This is a genomic window from Nocardiopsis codii (genome assembly GCF_036327455.1).
Classification (GTDB): Bacteria; Actinomycetota; Actinomycetes; order Streptosporangiales; family Streptosporangiaceae; genus Nocardiopsis; species Nocardiopsis codii.
Genome location: NZ_JAUZMY010000026.1, coordinates 51,170 through 67,722, shown reverse-complemented (window position 1 = coordinate 67,722; position 16,553 = coordinate 51,170). Strand labels below are relative to the sequence as shown.

At 68.8% G+C, this 16,553-nt stretch carries 20 protein-coding genes; 10 read left to right on the top strand and 10 right to left on the bottom strand.

The genetic code is table 11. The features are described 5' to 3' along the window. Positions 1-32 precede the first annotated feature (32 nt). Positions 33-992, top strand: a complete 960-nt coding sequence (locus Q8791_RS23430) for a phage distal tail protein (protein WP_330093942.1) — start codon at positions 33-35, stop codon at positions 990-992. A 1-nt stretch (position 993) separates the two neighbouring features. On the opposite strand, the gene Q8791_RS23425 is transcribed toward Q8791_RS23430, so the two are convergent. Then, complete coding sequence (locus tag Q8791_RS23425) at positions 994-1,830, bottom strand: hypothetical protein (protein ID WP_330093941.1); 837 nt, start codon at positions 1,828-1,830, stop codon at positions 994-996. A gap of 44 nt (positions 1,831-1,874) precedes the next feature. On the opposite strand from Q8791_RS23425, the gene Q8791_RS23420 reads away from it, so the two are divergent. The 5 genes from Q8791_RS23420 to Q8791_RS23400 all read left to right on the top strand — a co-directional run bounded on the left by Q8791_RS23420 (position 1,875) and on the right by Q8791_RS23400 (position 5,876). Beyond that, positions 1,875-3,062, top strand: coding sequence for a Gp37-like protein (locus Q8791_RS23420; RefSeq protein ID WP_456238153.1), 1,188 nt, complete (start codon positions 1,875-1,877; stop codon positions 3,060-3,062). Positions 3,063-3,238: 176 nt separating this feature from the next. After that, on the top strand, positions 3,239-4,102 hold the full coding sequence (locus Q8791_RS23415; protein WP_330093939.1) for a hypothetical protein: 864 nt from the start codon (positions 3,239-3,241) through the stop codon (positions 4,100-4,102). Further along, complete coding sequence (locus Q8791_RS23410; RefSeq protein ID WP_330093938.1) at positions 4,092-4,511, top strand: hypothetical protein; 420 nt, start codon at positions 4,092-4,094, stop codon at positions 4,509-4,511. Before Q8791_RS23415 ends, Q8791_RS23410 begins: the two co-directional genes overlap by 11 nt. A gap of 29 nt (positions 4,512-4,540) precedes the next feature. After that, positions 4,541-4,816 carry a hypothetical protein gene (locus Q8791_RS23405; RefSeq protein ID WP_330093937.1) on the top strand — a complete coding sequence of 92 codons (276 nt, stop codon included), beginning with the start codon at positions 4,541-4,543 and terminating at the stop codon, positions 4,814-4,816. 79 nt (positions 4,817-4,895) lie between these two features. Then, on the top strand, positions 4,896-5,876 hold the full coding sequence (locus Q8791_RS23400; protein ID WP_330093936.1) for a peptidoglycan recognition protein family protein: 981 nt from the start codon (positions 4,896-4,898) through the stop codon (positions 5,874-5,876). A 132-nt stretch (positions 5,877-6,008) separates the two neighbouring features. Here Q8791_RS23400 and Q8791_RS23395 read toward each other — a convergent pair whose 3' ends face one another. Next, the gene (locus tag Q8791_RS23395) at positions 6,009-6,614 is read right to left on the bottom strand and encodes an HNH endonuclease signature motif containing protein (RefSeq protein WP_330093999.1); all 606 of its coding nucleotides are present in this window, start codon (positions 6,612-6,614) and stop codon (positions 6,009-6,011) included. Between the two features lie 112 nt (positions 6,615-6,726). Between Q8791_RS23395 and Q8791_RS23390 the strand changes: the two genes are divergently transcribed. From Q8791_RS23390 to Q8791_RS23380, 3 genes are read left to right on the top strand one after another with little or no spacing between them, the layout of a single operon-like run. Further along, positions 6,727-7,053, top strand: coding sequence for a hypothetical protein (locus Q8791_RS23390; protein WP_330093935.1), 327 nt, complete (start codon positions 6,727-6,729; stop codon positions 7,051-7,053). Between the two features lie 47 nt (positions 7,054-7,100). Beyond that, a complete protein-coding gene (locus Q8791_RS23385; RefSeq protein ID WP_330093934.1) occupies positions 7,101-7,877 on the top strand; it encodes a hypothetical protein in 777 nt (258 codons plus the stop codon). Continuing rightward, on the top strand, positions 7,874-9,430 hold the full coding sequence (locus Q8791_RS23380; protein ID WP_330093933.1) for a peptidoglycan-binding domain-containing protein: 1,557 nt from the start codon (positions 7,874-7,876) through the stop codon (positions 9,428-9,430). The genes Q8791_RS23385 and Q8791_RS23380 overlap by 4 nt, the downstream gene beginning before the upstream one ends. A 117-nt stretch (positions 9,431-9,547) precedes the next feature. Here Q8791_RS23380 and Q8791_RS23375 read toward each other — a convergent pair whose 3' ends face one another. From Q8791_RS23375 to Q8791_RS23355, 5 genes are all read right to left on the bottom strand, one after another. Continuing rightward, positions 9,548-9,856 (bottom strand): hypothetical protein, encoded by a 309-nt coding sequence (locus Q8791_RS23375; protein WP_330093932.1) that lies wholly within the window; start codon positions 9,854-9,856, stop codon positions 9,548-9,550. Continuing rightward, positions 9,856-9,981, bottom strand: a complete 126-nt coding sequence (locus tag Q8791_RS23370) for a hypothetical protein (RefSeq protein ID WP_330093931.1) — start codon at positions 9,979-9,981, stop codon at positions 9,856-9,858. Before Q8791_RS23370 ends, Q8791_RS23375 begins: the two co-directional genes overlap by 1 nt. 647 nt (positions 9,982-10,628) lie before the next feature. Continuing rightward, positions 10,629-11,816, bottom strand: a complete 1,188-nt coding sequence (locus tag Q8791_RS23365) for a recombinase family protein (RefSeq protein ID WP_330093930.1) — start codon at positions 11,814-11,816, stop codon at positions 10,629-10,631. A gap of 1 nt (position 11,817) precedes the next feature. After that, a complete protein-coding gene (locus tag Q8791_RS23360; protein WP_330093929.1) occupies positions 11,818-12,069 on the bottom strand; it encodes a hypothetical protein in 252 nt (83 codons plus the stop codon). A gap of 46 nt (positions 12,070-12,115) precedes the next feature. After that, positions 12,116-12,244, bottom strand: coding sequence for a hypothetical protein (locus Q8791_RS23355; RefSeq protein ID WP_330093928.1), 129 nt, complete (start codon positions 12,242-12,244; stop codon positions 12,116-12,118). A gap of 257 nt (positions 12,245-12,501) precedes the next feature. Between Q8791_RS23355 and Q8791_RS23350 the strand changes: the two genes are divergently transcribed. Further along, positions 12,502-13,878 carry a UDP-N-acetylmuramoyl-tripeptide--D-alanyl-D-alanine ligase gene (locus tag Q8791_RS23350; RefSeq protein WP_330093927.1) on the top strand — a complete coding sequence of 459 codons (1,377 nt, stop codon included), beginning with the start codon at positions 12,502-12,504 and terminating at the stop codon, positions 13,876-13,878. 1 nt (position 13,879) lies between these two features. Here the strand turns inward: Q8791_RS23350 and Q8791_RS23345 are convergent, their stop codons facing one another. From Q8791_RS23345 to Q8791_RS23335, 3 genes are read right to left on the bottom strand one after another with little or no spacing between them, the layout of a single operon-like run. Further along, positions 13,880-14,533: a C39 family peptidase gene (locus Q8791_RS23345; protein WP_330093926.1), complete on the bottom strand. Its 654-nt coding sequence runs from the start codon at positions 14,531-14,533 to the stop codon at positions 13,880-13,882. Beyond that, complete coding sequence (locus Q8791_RS23340) at positions 14,487-15,488, bottom strand: threonine ammonia-lyase (RefSeq protein ID WP_330093925.1); 1,002 nt, start codon at positions 15,486-15,488, stop codon at positions 14,487-14,489. The genes Q8791_RS23345 and Q8791_RS23340 overlap by 47 nt, the downstream gene beginning before the upstream one ends. Beyond that, positions 15,472-16,443: a D-alanine--D-alanine ligase family protein gene (locus Q8791_RS23335; RefSeq protein WP_330093924.1), complete on the bottom strand. Its 972-nt coding sequence runs from the start codon at positions 16,441-16,443 to the stop codon at positions 15,472-15,474. The genes Q8791_RS23340 and Q8791_RS23335 overlap by 17 nt, the downstream gene beginning before the upstream one ends. Positions 16,444-16,553 lie beyond the last annotated feature (110 nt).

The window sequence follows — 16,553 nt, the reverse complement described above, 5'->3', positions numbered from 1 at the left end:
AACAGCACACAGAGAGAGGGGAGGGGTGCCTGATGCCCATCGTCTACCTGCCACCCACACCACCAGGTAGGCCCGGGGTCGGGCTCCCTCCCCGCCAACCCGACTACACCACCCGCATCACCTGGACATCGGCGTCCGGCCGTACCACCACCCTCACGGACTGGGCGCGCGGCTGGACCCTGTTGGACGGGGCCCGCGGTCTGGGGATGCCTGAGTACTCGTTTTACCGGCGCGAGTCGGGGGTGCTTGACGGCGACCAGGTCGCGGGGGTGCGGGCTCTGCCCCGGGAGATTTTCCTGCCCATCAAGATCCACGGGGAGTCCCGGGCCGACATCATCGACCGGCGGCGCACGTTGGCCGCGGACTTGGACCCGATGTCCGTGAACGGCGGCGGCCGGGGAACGCTGACCGTGCAGGAGTTCGACGGCACCCGGCGGACCATCCAGGCCCACTACGAGGCCGGCGCGGAGGGGGAGATGGACCGCGACACCGAAGGGCTCCTGTGGGCGTCCTTCGGGTTGACGTTCCGGGCCGAGCAGCCGTTCTGGGAACTCACCCCGGTGGAGATCATCTACCGGGGCCCGGAGACGGACGGCCGCCGGTGGCTTCCCATCCTGCCGTTGTCGGTGCGCCGCTCGACCGCGATCGGCCCCGGCATGGGTATCCGTGTCGCCGGGTCGGTGCGCACGTGGCCGGTGTGGACGCTGCGGGGCCCGATCGCTCCCGGTGCCCGGCTGGAGAACGTCACGACGGGCCGGTGGATGGAGATCACGGCCGGGTTGGAGGCGGGGGATGAGCTGGTGATCGACACCCGGCCGCGCCGGAAGTCGGTGCGGTTGAACGGGGTTCGCGCGTACCAGCATCTTGCCCATCCGGGGTCTACGCTGTGGCCGCTGCCGCCGGGGGAGAACACGGTGGACGTGATGGCTTCGGGGTTGGTGGAGGAGTCGCGGTTGATCCTGGCATACACACCGCTCGCGCCTACCGCCTGATTTACGAGATAATTAGGTCGATCGTAGACCCGACGATAAAAAGCGATGCGGCAATTGCCTTGTATTTGAGATCCGGCCTTTCTTTATGGACCGTCTTTCCAATGCATTTCGCAGCAATGGGTCTACTCATGTCTCTGATGGTGGAGATCCAGAATCCCATCCATTTAATTTGTGCCACGGAAAGCCTGTCGACGTATAGTATTGGGGCTGCGAGTGCGGCTCCCATGGTCAGCATGACCATATTCATCACGGGCGATCCACTGTTCGCTACGATGGCAAATGTTGAGATGCAAGACAATATGATACATGTAAGCGACCATGCCCAGATTGATGAAACTGCGAGCTTGTAATTAGAATTGGATCTAATTTTAGCCATGGAAGCGTGGTGGGCAAAGTGATCAGAATTGGTGCCGGTCTTCTTTGGAGTGCTCGGTAGCCGATGGCTCCTCCAGCTGTGACCGCGCTCGATTAGGTTCGTCAATCCAGATGCCTCGATCTGGGCGGGGTGTAGATCTGTGTCATTTTCCGTTATATCTTGATGGATTGTGGATAGCCTCTTTTGGAAGTCGGAAATCTGTCCTTCGTGAGTCTCGTCGCCCCATCTCCTTAGTCGCTTCAGGTAATCGGTCCCTGCGATGTCTGCGACGATGGTCAGGCCAGCTAGGAAGAGTAGAATCTTGGCAATTCTTGCCAAGGTTTCTTTGCTCACTCCAAATATGGAATCAAGATCCCCATTCCACCAATTCATGAATGCTTCTTGCGCGTAAGGCCACAAGAAAAGTGCTAGGGCCATGATTGCTAGGGATGTCAGTTCGGCGGCTGTAAGTCGCTTAAGCATGTGCATCAGTATAGAGAAAGATCTTCCAGTAAGGGAATACTCTCGTGGAATGGACGGTTCGGGTTCGCGACCACGAACGAAACATGATCGGTGAGATCGACGACGAACAAGAGCTGGAGATCCGCGACAGGCACCTCGGCCACGGGGCGTGGAAGCTTGTCGTGGACGCCGACACCGACAGCGCCGCACTCCTCGAAGAGGGCGACGGAATCGTGTTCGAGGTCAACGGCCGCACGGTGTTCTCCGGCCCCACGAACCGGCACGTCTCCGAGGTCACCGACGACAACGCCGGAACCAACCGGCCGGGCGGCGCGGAAACCACCACCTTCACCGGCATCTCCGACACCTCTGCGTTCCGCCGCACCATCTACCCCGCCCCCGGGACCGCGATCACCGCCGCCGGGGTCAAACAGCCGGTGGACCGCACCACCCTCACCGCACCCGCCGAGACCGTCATCGGCACCCTCATCAACCAGCACGCCGGACCCGGGGCGTTGGTCGCCCGCCGCCACCCGGGCCTGATCATCCCCACCAGCCTCGGCCGCGGCCCCACCATCACCAGCGCGGAACGCTTCACCGACCTGCACGACCACACGTTCACCCTCGCGGCCGGCGCGCACCTCGGGTGGAGGGTGGTGCAGCACGGCACCAGCCTGGTCTTCGAGGTGTACGAACCGCGCGACCTCACCGGCGAGATGGGGTTCTCCGTGGAGCTCGGCAACGTCGCCGGGTACACCTACGAGCTGACCCCGCCGGAGGTCACCCACCTCATCATCGGCGCCGGGGGCGAAGGCAAGGACCGGCTGTTGTTCGAGTTCGCCCAACCCTCCCCCCTGTGGCCGGGACTGCGCATCGAGGAGTTCAAGGACTCCCGCGACCTGGCCTTGGAGCCGTCCAGCGACGACGACACCGACTGGGTACCGCCCGCGACCGCCGCCGCCCAGCAGGCCGAGGAGCGGTTCGCGGAGGCCGCGGCTGTGCAAACGGTCGCGTTCGATCTGCTGCCCACCGAGGGGCTGGTGTGGGGGGAAGACGTCGACCTCGGCGACCGGGTCAACTTCGACACCCCCCGGGGGACAGTCACCGACATCATCCGCGAGGTCGTCTACCAGCGCACCCCCGCCGAAGGCCAGCAGGTCACCCCGATCGTCGGGGACACCGTGCACATGCCCCGCACCTACCGGGCGCTCCGCCGCCTGCGCCGTGAGGTCGACCGGCTCGCCGCCACCTGACCCACTTCCCACCCACCCGGGCCCGCACCACACGGTGTCGGGCCCTTCGTCATGAAAGGGGGCTCCTAGTGGCCGAACTCTCCGGCGTCTTCGCTGATTCGCCGCTGGACGCCGCCGAAGACCTCGCCCGTCTCCTCCGCCAATTCGCACCATCCGGGGTCGTCACCACCGGGGGTATGACCGCCCCCACCGACCTCGGCCAGGAACTCACCGTCACCGCGACCGGCACCGGCCTCATCACCATCGGCACCGGATACTGCCTGGTGGGCGGCTACTGGTACCGGGTCACCGTCCCCATCACCCGCCCTGTCGTCCCGAACACGTCCGGGTCCGCACGCCGGGACCTGGTCGTGGTCCGCGCCGACCCGCTGGCCGACACCGCGACCGTGACCATCCTGCCGGGCACCCCCGGATCGGGAACCCCGCCCGCACCCACCCGTCAGGGGGCAGGGGTGTGGGACGTCGTCCTCGCGGTCATCACCATCGCCGGACAGTCCGGGGTGGTCGCCCCCGGCGACGTCGACACCCGACCCCGCGAATTTACGGCCCCGTCCGGGGCGGCCCCCTGCCTGTCCACCCACCGACCACCCACCCCGCACCGGGGCATGGTCGCCCTGGAAACGGACACCGGCACCCTGATCGTGTGGACCGGAACCAGGTGGGCGAGCATCGCCGACACCCAGTTCCCCACGGACTGGGCGGCACTCGAACTCCGCTCCGGGTACCGGACAGCGTCGCACGGGCACGCCCCGTCGTGGTGCTTCATCCGCCCCGGCCGGGTTGAGCTGCGGGGCACCATCGAGCGCAGCAACGGGGCCGCCCTGCCCTCCGGCGACTACTACGCGCGGGTGCCGGCCGCGGCCCGCCCGGGTGCGTGGCGCCGTTACCCGATCGCGTGCGAGTCGCGGTCCGGTGTGGCGGTGATGCGCATGGACGTCGTCTCCGTGAACTCGACGGGGTCGTTGCCGGGGCAGCTCGTCGGCTACTCCTCCCACAGCCCCCGGTGGATCTGTTTGGACGGGATCGAATATGACCTCTGAACTACCCACCTGGTTGATCACGGCGGGGGCGTGGGTGGGCGGGTTCGCAGTCATCGCGACGGGCCTGACTGCGATCTGTGTCGGGTTGGCGAAGCTCATCGGCCGTGTGGTGTCCGTGTTCCGGGGGGTGGCGCACTTCTTGGACGACTGGGTGGGGGAGGAAGCCCGGCCGGGTGTGGAGGCCCGCCCGGGTGTGGTGGAGCGGTTGTCGTCGCTGGAAGGCCAGGTGAAGTTGGTGCGGCACGAGGTGGAGTACAACACCGGCACGTCACTGAAGGACGCTGCCCGCCGCACGGAGGCCGCGGTCGCTGACCTCACGGACAAGGTCGACCAGTTGGCGGCCCGTGATCCGACCCCGTCTGTGGTCCAGCAGGACATCACGATCCGCAACAACCCACCCACCACCTGATGAAGCACCCGACTGGAAGAGAGCCCGCTGTGTGTGACCCCGAGACCCCGCCCGAGCCCGACTACGACGTGACCGTGTCCGGCCCGTACCGGTACGAGATGACCATGACCGACCAGTACGAAGGGTGGCTGGAACTCACCGTGAGCGACACCATGTCGCCGACCAACGCCCGGTACTCCCCAGAAACCCTGGACGCTGCGGTGCGCGCGTTCTGCCAGGTCGTCCACGCGGAGAGCCCGGTCAGGGTGGTTAAGCGGGCCAACGCGCACGCGACCCGCCCCGGGGTGTTCTTCCCCCCGGCCTGACCCTTCCCTCCTCCCCACCTCTAGGGCCCCGCACCACTCCGGTCGGGGCCCTTTTTCATGCCCACAGAAAGGGCTTCCTGTGATCCTTCGTCCCCGTTCCTATTTCGGCTGGGGAGCCTCCGGCGCGGACTACGCCAACCCGGACTCCGGCCTCGTCATCCACTACAACGGTGCCGCGACCGGCCTGAAGACGCAGGCTGACTGCGTCCGCTACTGGAAGGGCGTCCGGTCCAGCCACGTCAACGGCAACGGCTGGGCCGACCTCGGATACAGCTTCGGGGTGGCCGTGAACGGGGAGGTGTTCACCGGCCGGGGCCTCAACAAGTACCAGGCCGCGCAGGGCACCACCTCGGGTAACTCCAACTGGTACAGCGTGTCGCTGATGATCGGCGGCAACGAGCAGCCCACCCCGGCGCAGATCCAGGGGGTTCGCGACCTGCGCGCCTACCTCATGGCCCGGGGGGTGTCCGGGGCGATCCGGGGACACCGCGACTTCGTGTCCACCTCGTGCCCCGGCACCCCGCTGTACCGCATGGTCCAGGACGGCACGTTCGGCAAGAAGGGCAACGGCACCCCCAACACCGGGGGCGGCTCGGGCGAGTACCGGCCGGAGAACGGCGACGGCCTCTTCCAGCTGTACGAGTACGGCGACGCCATCAAGCCCCTCCAGGCCAAGCTCGGCGTCACCGCTGACGGCTACTACGGCCCCGGCACCGAGGCCGCCGTCCGCGCCTACCAGAAGGCCAACGGCCTGGACGTCGACGGTATCGCCGGGCCCGCGACCCTCGCCCACCTCGGACTCACCGCCCCGGCCGCGAAGCCGGACAGCGGTGTTCGCGCGTGGCCCGGCGTGTACCTCAAGGACTACACGGCCCACTCCAGCGTGCGCACCTACCAGCAGCGCATGCGCGACCGGGGCTGGTCGATCGGTGTCGACGGCCAGTACGGGCCCGCTAGCGCCCGGGTGACCCGCCAGTTCCAGCAGGAGAAGCGCCTCGGCGTCGACGGGATCGTCGGCCCCGACACCTGGGCTGCGGCATGGACCGCTCCCGTCACCTGACCCGCCGAACCCGTCCGCGCCCCGCACTGTGGGTTGCGGTCGGGTTCGCCGCCGGGGTGGCCTTGGCGTGCGCCGTCTGGGCGGGCTCGGACCTGGTTCTGTGCGCACATGGACCGGTTCTGGTTCTGCCGATCAGGTGAGAACTCGACTGTAGGACAACCGGGCCCGGAAGAACCCCCGGTTGCCCTCCCGGAACTCCAGGCATCGGCCCCCGGCCGCCCGCTCACCCCACACCGTGAGCAGGTGGTCGGGGCCGAACCCGCCTTCCCACTGCACAACCCCGGAGCCGTTCACCCACAGCAAGCCTTTGTCGAACAGGGAATGGCACTGCCCGCACGCCAACATGACATTCCACAGATCGAGTTTTTCCCGGTCGCTCTCCACATTTGCCCGAGGGTTGATGTGGGTCAGCTCCAACAGGCTGGCTGGGTACTCCTCCCGACACAACGCGCACAGTGCGTGGGTTCGACCGGCGAGCTTCCTGGCTCGGAGAAGTCCCTGTTCACCCCGCCCCTTCGTGAGGGTGGTTGGGGAGAGTTCACCGCTGAACTGCACGTACCGGCTGGCGGCCCTGGGAGCTGGCGGGGTCTTCCAACCGCGCAAAGCAATCAGATTCAGAACGGGCAGAAAATGAAGAAGGCTTTTCCCCGTTCCGGTTCTCAGGATTAAATAACTCCGCTCCGAAGGGTGGCTGGCCCTGTGGGCTTCATTGTTTAACGCAAAGTCGCGATTATCCATTTCAACCACCCGTGCGTCTATACGTCGTTAAAGCACACAAGGTAGCGCCACCCGCTGACAAGCCACCCCACACCCGGGGTGGCTTTTCCTATTCCTCCCCGAAAGGACACCAATGTCCCGTCGTATCGACCCCGCATCCATCGTCCGCACCCTGCTTCCGTACCTCGTCGGCGCCGTCGCCGCGCTCGGCGCGAAGTACGGGATCACCCTGCCCGACGTCGCCCTGGCCGCTGTGATCGAACCCGTTCTCGAGCCCGCTGTGGCGTTCGTGGTCGGCTCCGCCTACTACCTGGTCGGCCGGTTCCTGGAGACCTCCACCGGAGCCACCGCCCAGCGCATCGGCCGCCTGATCCTGTCGTTCGGGCTCACCGCCCAGAGCCCGGTGTACATCCCCGCCGCTGAGATCAACGCCGCCCGCCCGCCGCGGGCCGGGGCCTGACCCCACGAATACCCCCCACACGACAACCACATAGCGAGGAGGGGCCCGTGAGGTACTGGTACGGCGGCAGCCCTGCCGACTACGTCATCAGCCCTGGCCAACAGGTCCAACTCCCCGGGGAGGTCATCGGCTACCAAACCGTGCTCGTCCCCGGGGTGCGCCTGTGGGTGTACGACTACGACACCGGCGACCGCACCACCGACCTGCTCAACGCCGAAGGCGCGGCCGTCGACCACCTCGTCACCGCGGAGTACGGGGCCATCCCCCGGTTCCGGGGCCCGGACGAGGTGAAGCGTGTCCTGATCGGCCCTGAACCCACCACGGGGGGCGGTGACCCCGAAGACCCCACCGGGGAAACCCAGGGCCGGTGGGTCATCACCACCACCGACTGGCCGTCCATCACCGACCGGATCGACAACCGCCTCACCGCAGTGGAGAACGGTTCCGGTGGTGGGGGCGGGGAGGACCCGGGGGAGTGGATCGGGACCGCCCACCCGTTGGTGTGGTCCCTGGACGGGGACGCCGAAACCCACACGTCCCGCACCCACTACTGGAATCTCGAAGGGAAACCACAGACGGTCACCCGGGTGAGGGCGCAGGGCATCGTCACCGCCGGCACCCTGGCCGTGCACGTGCTGAAGATCGACCCGGACACCGGGGCCACCACGGTCATCGCCGCTACCCTGCTGGACTCCGCCGCACCGTGGACGATCGTCGCCCCCGAGGAGACCATCTCGGACGGGACCGGGCTGACCGTCGCTGTGGAGCTGGGCACGGACGCGGATGTGGTCTCCGACGTGGCAGTGCAGGTGATGATCCGGTGACGACCATCATCGACCCGTTCAACCGGACCGTCACGGACGGGTGGGGTCAGACAGGTTCCGGGATGCCGTGGGCACTGTCCGGCGGCACGCTGGCGGAACGATCCGTCGCACCGGGCCGGGCCCGCGTCATCCTCGCGTCGAACCCGGGCACCCTGCGCGGGTCCCGGGTGGATCGCCCGTGGGGTGACGGCGAGGTCCTGGCCCAGTTCTCTGCCGGGCAGGTGTCGACCGGTGAGGCCCTGCTGGTGGGGTTGGTGTTGCGCCGCGACCCCGCGAACCTGGGATCGTACTACCGGGCCCGTGTCGTGCTCGGGGTGGATGGGTCGGTGGGCTTGAGCGTCACCCGGGGCGGCACCCAGCTCGGGGCGGTCGTGGACACTGGCCTCACCTACACGCCCGGGGTGCGGTTGTGGGCGCGTGCCCGGGTGGACGGCCACCAGGTGCGCGCCCGGGTGTGGCGGCACGGCACCGTCGAGCCCACGGTGTGGACGATCGACCGGGCGGTCACCGCTGACACCATCCCCACGGGTGACCTGGGGGTGGCGTTCTCCGCGTTCTCGGGTAACACCAACACAGCGCCGTTCGTGGACTTTCACCGGGTGGAGCTGGTGTACCGTGCCCGGGTTCTGAACCGGCTGTCCGGGACGGTGGGCGCTACGGTGTCGAACTCGTCTCTGGCGGCCACCGCTGAGACGGGAACGGTCACCATCGCCGCGCCCGGCGCCCGAGCGGTCTACGACAGTACGTGGACGGTGTTCGGCCAACCCGCGGTGCGTGTCCAGTCCGGGCACCACCGTGCGGAAACCCCCCGCCTGCGGGTTCCTCTTCCCGCGTCGGGGCCGTGGTCGGCCCGCTGGTACACGTGGATGCCGCGCCTTCAGGACGCCGGACACGGCACGAACGAGGTGCGGTCCGTGGCGGTCATGCCCGCGTTGGCGTGGACTGTGCACGCGACGGCCGCCGGAAACGTTGGCACCAGGTTGCAGGCCCCCGATCTCGCTGCGGCCCCGCTGTCGTGGACCACGGAGACGGGTTCGGCGGTGGCCACGTCCCGGTGGTGGAGGTGCGAACTTCGGTGGGACGGGGCCGGGACTCTCACGTCGCAGGTGTTCGCGGGGCACGCCACTACCGGGTCCCGCATCCACGCCTGGGCGGGGCTATCCGATCCGGGCCGCACCTTGGACCTGACCGGGTACCGGTGGCGGCGGCGGGCCACGTTGTACTGGGGTGATCAGGGGACGGAGGTGCGTTCCCTCCAGCTCGAACTCCTCGACCTCGGGTACAACCTGGGGGCGGCCGGTGCGGACGGCGATTTCGGCGACGCCACCCACCGCGCCGTCGTGTCGTTTCAGACCTCCCGTGGTGTCACCCCTGCGGATGGGGTGCCGGGTCCGGAGACGCGTGCCGCGATCGACCTTGCGCTTGGCCGGGTGCCGCCGCCGTTGTGGCTGTCCCATGTGGCGGTTGCGGACGGGGCGTGGATTGGTCCGGCGGAGCCGCTGCCACCGCCCCCGGTTCGTCGTAACCGGCTGGTATTGGGGATGCGCCTGTGACGGTTGCTGGCCACCGATAAGTACTGTAGATTCGTACATGTGTTCGAAAGGTTGGGGAATCTCCGAACACGCCTGGCCCCCGTGTCCTTCACCGGACGCGGGGGCCCTTTTCGCATTTCAGGACCGGTCGCCCCGGCTCTGCTGCCGCCACGTCCGGGTGTCCTCCTCACGCTCCGGCTCCCGCACACCACCCGCACTCTGTGGCACCTGCGCGTAGGCCTGCCCCTCCAGCAGCTCCACGGAGTCCCGGGGCAGGTCGGCCTCCACTGCCCGCCACTGGTACGGCTCACCCGCGTACTGCTCCACCCACCACACACGCGCCTTCTCGCCGTCCTGCCCGACCCACTCCAGCAGGTACGCGAACAGGCGCACACCGTCCATGGTGACGCGCACGAGCGGCGGGGCACGGTGTGTGGGTGCGCGCATCAGAGGTCGTCGGGGTCCAGACCGAGAAGGTCCGCGATCTGGCCGGCGCCCTCCGGCCCGACCTCGGCAAGGAGCGCGGCCCACCACGCTTGGTCGTCTTCGGTCAGAGGCGGTTCGTCATCCATGCAGGTGGGTGTACCCCCACACGGTGAAACCCCCACCCGGGAGAGGGTGAGGGTTCATCCCCGCGAGGTGGGGAGCAGCTCTACGACTGGCGGACCCAGGACATCTGGCGGGGTTCATCCCCGCGTGCGCGGGGCTCACACGATCCAAGGGGCGTCATAGCCAGCCCCGCCCGGTCCATCCCCACGTGCGCGGGGCTCAAGCCATCATCCGCCAGATGGGTATTCCGGCGTTGGGGTCATCCCCGCAGCGGCAGGGAGCACTTCACCCGAAGCTACCGCCCCCGCCTCCGCCCTGTCCACCGAACCCGAATTCTCACCCAGCATCCCCAACGCCTTCCGCGCCTGCCCCTGGGTGACCCCCACCGCCACCGCCACATCCGCCCACGACACCCGGGCCGCACGCAGACGCCGCACCGCCTCACCCACCACCCCCTCATAGGCGGACCGCGCCCCGACCACCGCTTCCAACTCCGGCGACCGAGGCACCACCTCCACCTCGAACTCCCCGTCGGCATCCACCAGGAGCAGAGCAGCCCGCGCGGCCCCCGCCACATCCCGCAAAGACCTCCCCTGAACGAACACCGCCGTCCCCACCACCCGGCCCACCCACAGGCGGGTGCTCCGCTCCACCTCGACCGTGTACCCCCTCACACCGCACCCCCGAGCGAGTCGATGATGGCGTCCGCGACCGTGTCCGCCAGCTCCCCGCGCGGCACCACATACTCCTGACGGCCGATCCGGTACACGACATGGGAAGTGTTCGACCGGGCAACCGTCATCGACAACCCGGCCCCGTGCGCTGCTTCCCGCACCCGATCCAACCCCGTCTTCTCCCGGGTGCGCATCTGCGCGGTCACCGCCTGCGCCTCGTACCAGGTGTCGAACGGCACGATCTCCGGATGGGCTTTCTCCGACGACCACACCCATTCGGAGATGGGGTTGAACTGCGAGGTCTTCGACCGCTTGTTGTACACCTGGAACCCGGTGTACTTCGGCTGCCGCAGCATCGCCTTCACCCGGGCATCGGTCCACACCACCTCTACCGGATGCCGCGACGGCGCCGACTCCAACAACCTGCGGATGTCAGAGTTCTTCCACCGCTCCTCCACCCGTAGCCGAAACACTTCCCTGATGGTGTCCTGCTTCCGCCGGTCGGGGTGCAACGCCAACCGCTTCTTCGGCCGGGCGACCCCGAACCGGTTCGGGGTCACCGTCGCGTCCGGGTCGACCAGGGCCACATACCCGTAGCAGGGCGGCCCGTGCTGGTACCCGTCCGCGGCGTGCCGGCGCTGCCCGCGCATGGACATCTCCATGAGCTCGGCACGGAAGATCTCCGCTTCCATCTGCCCGCCTCGACGCACCCGCAGGCGGCCCGTTTCGGTGCCCCCCTGGGGCTCGTTCGCGCACTCCACGGGCACGCCGAGCTTCTTCAAATGGGCTTCCACCGTCAACGAGACGAGGGTGTCGCGGGCGACGCGGCTGATCCGCTCGCACACCACCCGGGTGATACCGCCCCGCTCAGCGGTATCCAGCAGCTCCTTCAGCCCGCCGTCGCGGGGCAGGGGGATACCCAGGGCGGCGTACTCGGCGTCGGTAACCTGCCCCCGGTTGTCCAGGTCGAGCATCCCCGATTCCACGTCCCACCAGTACCCGACGAAGTCCTCACCGTCGTCCAGGAGGGCGCGAGCCTCGTCGGCCTGCCCCATGATGCTGCTGCGCGGGTCCTGGTTGTCCTTCGTGGAGCAACGCCCCAGAAACGCGGTGCGCTGCGGAACAGTGGAGGCCTTGGTTTCGTAGCCGGGCAGAGACGACAAATCCCGGGGAGGGGCAAACACGTCAGGTTCCTTTCGGGCGCCCCCGCCTCGGCCGGTTCTCCCACCACGGATCGAACACGGCCGGCAACCACCGCGGCCTTTCCTCTCCCGGGTTGACGGGGGCGGGCGGGGGCGGGTGCTCGTCCGGGTTGGTGTCGTGGCGGGCCTGCGCGGCGGCGAGGGCGCGGGTGATGGCCGACTTGTGGACGCCGTGTCGGCGCGCGAGTTCGGCCTGCGTTTGGGGCCACCCGCCCTCGGGTTCGGGAACGCTCATGCCACAGATGATGGCAGGGGTGTACGCCTGGGGGCGGGTGGCAGGGCTAGTGGTAGAGGGAGGCGTGGGTTCCCGACTGGTCGGCCATGTCGTCGTAGCAGTCGGTGCGGCACGCTCGGCCGGCCGGGAGTACACCGGTTGGCGGTGGGGGGACGGTGAAGTGCGTGTAGCGCATAGGGGGTTCTCCTCAGTCCCCATGGGTTGGGGGTCTCGACACGCCTATTTTGCCCACTTTCTCCTTAATTCGCAACGAGTGTTGCTATTTTTTCCAGAGGAAAGCCGACCTGGAGGAGAGTTGTAGAGACACCCGCCAGGTCGACGCTGCCGTTGTCCCACAGAACCCGAACACCCACCCGCCCCCCCGAAATCACACGGCCGACCCGGCTCCCTCGATACGGTCGAACCGTCACGCCTGAACAGCCCGGAGGCCCCATGCAACCCGTGTCCCTCGCCCGAATCGCCGCCGCCACCGGCGGCCAGGTCACCGGCACCGACCCCGAAATCCAGGCGACCGGGGTCGCCTTCGACTCCCGCAAGGTCCGCCCCGGGGACCTGTTCATCGCCCTCCACGGCGACGGCCGAGACGGGCACGACTACGCCCCGGCCGCTCTCAAGGCCGGCGCGGTCGCGGTGCTCGCCTCCCACCCGATCGACGCCCCCGCGATCGTGGTCGATGATCCACTCACCGCGTTGGGTAGCTGGGCCCGTGCTCACGTGGAGGAGCTGCCCGGCCTGGACGTCATCGCCATCACCGGGTCGTCCGGGAAGACCTCCACCAAGGACCTCATCGCCCAGGTCCTCGAAGCCGCCGGGTCGACCGTGGCCACCCAGGGGTCGTTCAACAACGAGATCGGGTTGCCGCTCACCGCGTTGGAGGCCACCGCTGACACCAGCCACCTGGTGGTGGAGATGGGAGCCCGCGGCCAGGGCCACATCACCTACCTCACCCAGATCACCCCGCCCACGGTGGGTGTGGTCCTCAACGTCGGTACCGCGCACGCGGGCGAGTTCGGCGGCCAGGAGCTGACTGCGAAGGCCAAGGGGGAGCTGGTCGAAGCGCTCCCGTCAGCGGCTGATGGTGGTGTGGCGGTCCTCAACGCCGACGATGCCCGGGTGGCGGCGATGGCGGACCGCACCGACGCCCGGGTGGTCACCTTCGGGACCGCTTCGGGGGCGGACGTGCGCGCCGTCGACATCGTCCTCGATGAGCAGGGGCGGGCATCGTTCACCCTCCGCACCCGGGGCGGTGACGCCGAGGTGAGCCTCCAGGTCGTGGGCGAGCACCAGGTGTCCAACGCGCTCGCTGCCGCTGCGGCGGCCGGGGCGGTGGGTATGGACGTCCTCCAGGTGGGGGAGATGCTGTCGCAGGCGGTACCGGTGTCGGTGGGGCGGATGCGGGTGGTCGAGCGCGGCGACGGGCTGATGGTGGTCAACGACGCCTACAACGCCAACGCCGATTCGATGTCGGCGGCGTTGCGGGCGTTGGCGCACCTGGGCCAGGGGCGTAAGGGTCGCACGATCGCCCTGTTGGGGGAGATGCGTGAGCTGGGCGAGGACTCGGCGGAGGAACACCGCAAGATCGGGGCGTTGGCCGCCGTGCTCGGAATCCACGTGCTCGTCGCGGTGGGTGAGCGTGATGCCCGTGTGCTCGCCGCGGAGTACGGGCCGGACGGTCAGGTGGTGTCGACGAAGGCCGCCGCTGGGGAGTGGCTGGGCCGGTACCGGTTCTCGGCGGGGGACGTGGTGTTGGTCAAGGGCGCGAACTCGTTGAACCTCGGTGAGCTGGCTGACGCGCTCGCGGCCCGGTGAGTCACCGCCGGGCGGGGGTCACGACGATTCCCCGCCCGGCGAAGAACTCCGCGAAGCGTTCGGCCGGGAGGTGCGCGGTGACGGTGTCGGGCCGGTGCCCTGACGGGTTGCGGAAGTGCACCATCCCATCGTGGTGGCCGATGACGAGCACCAGGTGCCCGCCCCGGCCCGGCGCCGGGCGTTCGGGGCGGCGGATCTCCTTGTGCACGGACGCGATCACCATGCGCCCGGCGTCGAGTTCCTGGGTCAGGGCCGCGGTGTCCATACCGGTGCGCACGTGCGCGTCCAACCGGTGGGTGTCGCGCACGTACTCCACGAACGGCGCGTAGATCAACCCCTTCACCGACCCATCCGCCTGCTCGACGTACCCGCCGGCCTTCCGGACCCCGTGCAGGAGTTCGAGCAGCGGAGGAGCGTCACCGTCCCGGTGGGTGAGGACCATGCGCAGGCACGCCATCCCGCACGCGTGGCGGCACCACCGGGCGTACTCCTCGCGGGACACGGCCCCGGACACCGCCCACGCAGGGTCGGCGCCGGGGTCGTGCCCCTCATACGCGATCGCGTTGATCAGCTCGGGGGTCGCGTACTGGGTGACCGGGGTGACCGGTTCATGCAGCGTGCTCGTGTTCTCGCAGGCCCCGCACCGGGTTGCCACCGGGTTCTCCTACCATCTGGGCGAACGTGTCCCAGGTGACGTTACCGCCTGAGAGCACCACACCTACGGGGCCCTCGCCGATCTCACCCCACCGGGCGGCGAGCGCGGCCAGGGCGGTCGCCCCGGACGGTTCGACGACCATGCGCAGGTGCTCGAAGCACCACCGCATGGCGGTTCCGATCTCGGCTTCGGACACGGTGACCACCCCGGCCAGGTGTTGTTGGTTCACCGCGAAGGGCCCGGCGGGCGGGGTGGTGTGCCGCAGCCCGTCCGCGCACGTGGCCGGGGCACCGATCTGTACCCGTTCCCCGGCGACCAGGGACGCGGCGGTGTCGGCCGCGTCCTCCGGTTCCACACCGATCACCCGCACGTGCGGGGCGGCCTCCGCCAACCAGGTCGCGCACCCTGCCGCCAAGCCGCCACCGCCCACCGGCACGAGCACGGTCCGCACATCCGGGGCCTGGTCGAGGAGTTCCACAGCGAGGGTGCCGGCCCCGGCCATCACGTCAGGGTGGTCGGCGGAGGGCACGATGGTGTACCCGTGCCGGTCTGCCAGTTCCGCGACGAGCGCGTCCCGGTCCTGGGTGTGCCGGTCGTAGAACACCACCTGCGCCCCCAGGGAGCGGGCCCGGTCGGCTTTCACCTCGGGCACGTCAGCGGGCAGCACCACGGTCACGGGCACCCCGAGTTCGTGACCGGCCAACGCCAACGCACCGCCGTGGTTGCCCGAGGACGCCCCGACCACACCACGGGCACGGCGAGCGTCGGACAGACCCAGCAGGGCGTGCAACGCCCCCCGGAACTTGAACGCCCCGCCGTGTTGCAGGTTCTCGGCCTTGCACACCACCGGAGCGCCTACCGTCCGGGTCAACGCAGGCGAGGACACCACGGGGGTACGCACCACGGCCCCGGTCAGTCGGCGGGCCGCCGCGTCCACATCACTGGCTGACAGCACCGGCGGCACCTTCCTTCCGCACTCGGGCCAGGGTGGGGCGCAGGATGAGCGCTACCAGCTGGTCGTAGTCGATGCCCGCGACCTGAGCCATGGTCGCCATGTTCCCGGTCGGGGACAGGCCGGGCAGGGTGTTGACCTCCAACCACACGATGGCCCCATCCTCATCGACCATGAAGTCCGACCGGGAGTAGGTGGAGCAGCCCAACGCCTCGTGGGTGATGATCGCGTAAGTGTGCAACAGGTCGCGGGTGGCCGCGGGCACCCGGGCGGGACACACGTACTCGTGCAACGCCGGGTTCCGTTTGGCCTCGTAGGAGTAGAACCCGGTGGTGGGGGTGCGGGCCTCCAGCGGCGGCAGCGCCACCAAGGAACCCTCGTTCTCGATCACGCCCACGGTCACCGACAGGCCGGGGTGCAGGCGTTCCACCAGCAGATCATCGGTACTGGCCTTGACGATCGCGGCCAGCTCGGTTTCGTCCCGGGCGATGGCCATCCCCACCGACCCGCCCTCGGAGACCGGCTTGACGATCACCGGCCACCCCAGGTCATCCCAGGCGAACGACGTGGTCCCCGCGGAGACGAGTTCGCCGTCCGCGACCGGCACCCCCTCGGCCGCCACCACGGTTTTCGCAGTCGGCTTGTGCATCCCGATCGCGCTGGCCAACACCCCCGACCCGGTGTAGGGCACACCGAGGGTGTCCAAGACCCCTTGGAGGAGCCCGTCTTCAGCGCCGGTTCCGGCGATCGCGAGGAACGCGCACGACGCACCTCGGAGCTGGCCGGGCAGGTCGGGGCCGGCCGGGTCTACGAGGTAGTGGGGGATGCGGTGGCGGGTCAGGGACGCGGCGACGGCCGCACCGGAGAGGAGGGACCGGTCTCGTTCGCGGCTGGTGCCGCCTGTGATGACGGCGACCGGCCCGGGTATCTCGTCGGGGGTCAGGGGGGCGATGTTCACGTGTTCCTCGTTTCGGTGGTGGTTATGGGGGAGGGGAGGGCCGCCCGCCCAGACGGGAGCGGGCGGCCCCTACGTGAAGGGCACGTCAACGGCAGCCCGGGGTCTCCAGT

Bases quoted from the DNA above. Each gene is read 5' to 3' on its own strand.
- Q8791_RS23425 (WP_330093941.1), bottom strand. From the start codon at position 1,830: ATGCTTAAGCGACTTACAGCCGCCGAACTGACATCCCTAGCAATCATG.
- Q8791_RS23390 (WP_330093935.1), top strand. From the start codon at position 6,727: ATGTCCCGTCGTATCGACCCCGCATCCATCGTCCGCACCCTGCTTCCG.
- Q8791_RS23395 (WP_330093999.1), bottom strand. From the start codon at position 6,614: ATGGATAATCGCGACTTTGCGTTAAACAATGAAGCCCACAGGGCCAGC.
- Q8791_RS23410 (WP_330093938.1), top strand. From the start codon at position 4,092: ATGACCTCTGAACTACCCACCTGGTTGATCACGGCGGGGGCGTGGGTG.
- Q8791_RS23350 (WP_330093927.1), top strand. From the start codon at position 12,502: ATGCAACCCGTGTCCCTCGCCCGAATCGCCGCCGCCACCGGCGGCCAG.
- Q8791_RS23430 (WP_330093942.1), top strand. From the start codon at position 33: ATGCCCATCGTCTACCTGCCACCCACACCACCAGGTAGGCCCGGGGTC.
- Q8791_RS23415 (WP_330093939.1), top strand. From the start codon at position 3,239: ATGACCGCCCCCACCGACCTCGGCCAGGAACTCACCGTCACCGCGACC.
- Q8791_RS23360 (WP_330093929.1), bottom strand. From the start codon at position 12,069: ATGAGCGTTCCCGAACCCGAGGGCGGGTGGCCCCAAACGCAGGCCGAA.
- Q8791_RS23370 (WP_330093931.1), bottom strand. From the start codon at position 9,981: ATGGATGACGAACCGCCTCTGACCGAAGACGACCAAGCGTGGTGGGCC.
- Q8791_RS23375 (WP_330093932.1), bottom strand. From the start codon at position 9,856: ATGCGCGCACCCACACACCGTGCCCCGCCGCTCGTGCGCGTCACCATG.
- Q8791_RS23355 (WP_330093928.1), bottom strand. From the start codon at position 12,244: ATGCGCTACACGCACTTCACCGTCCCCCCACCGCCAACCGGTGTACTC.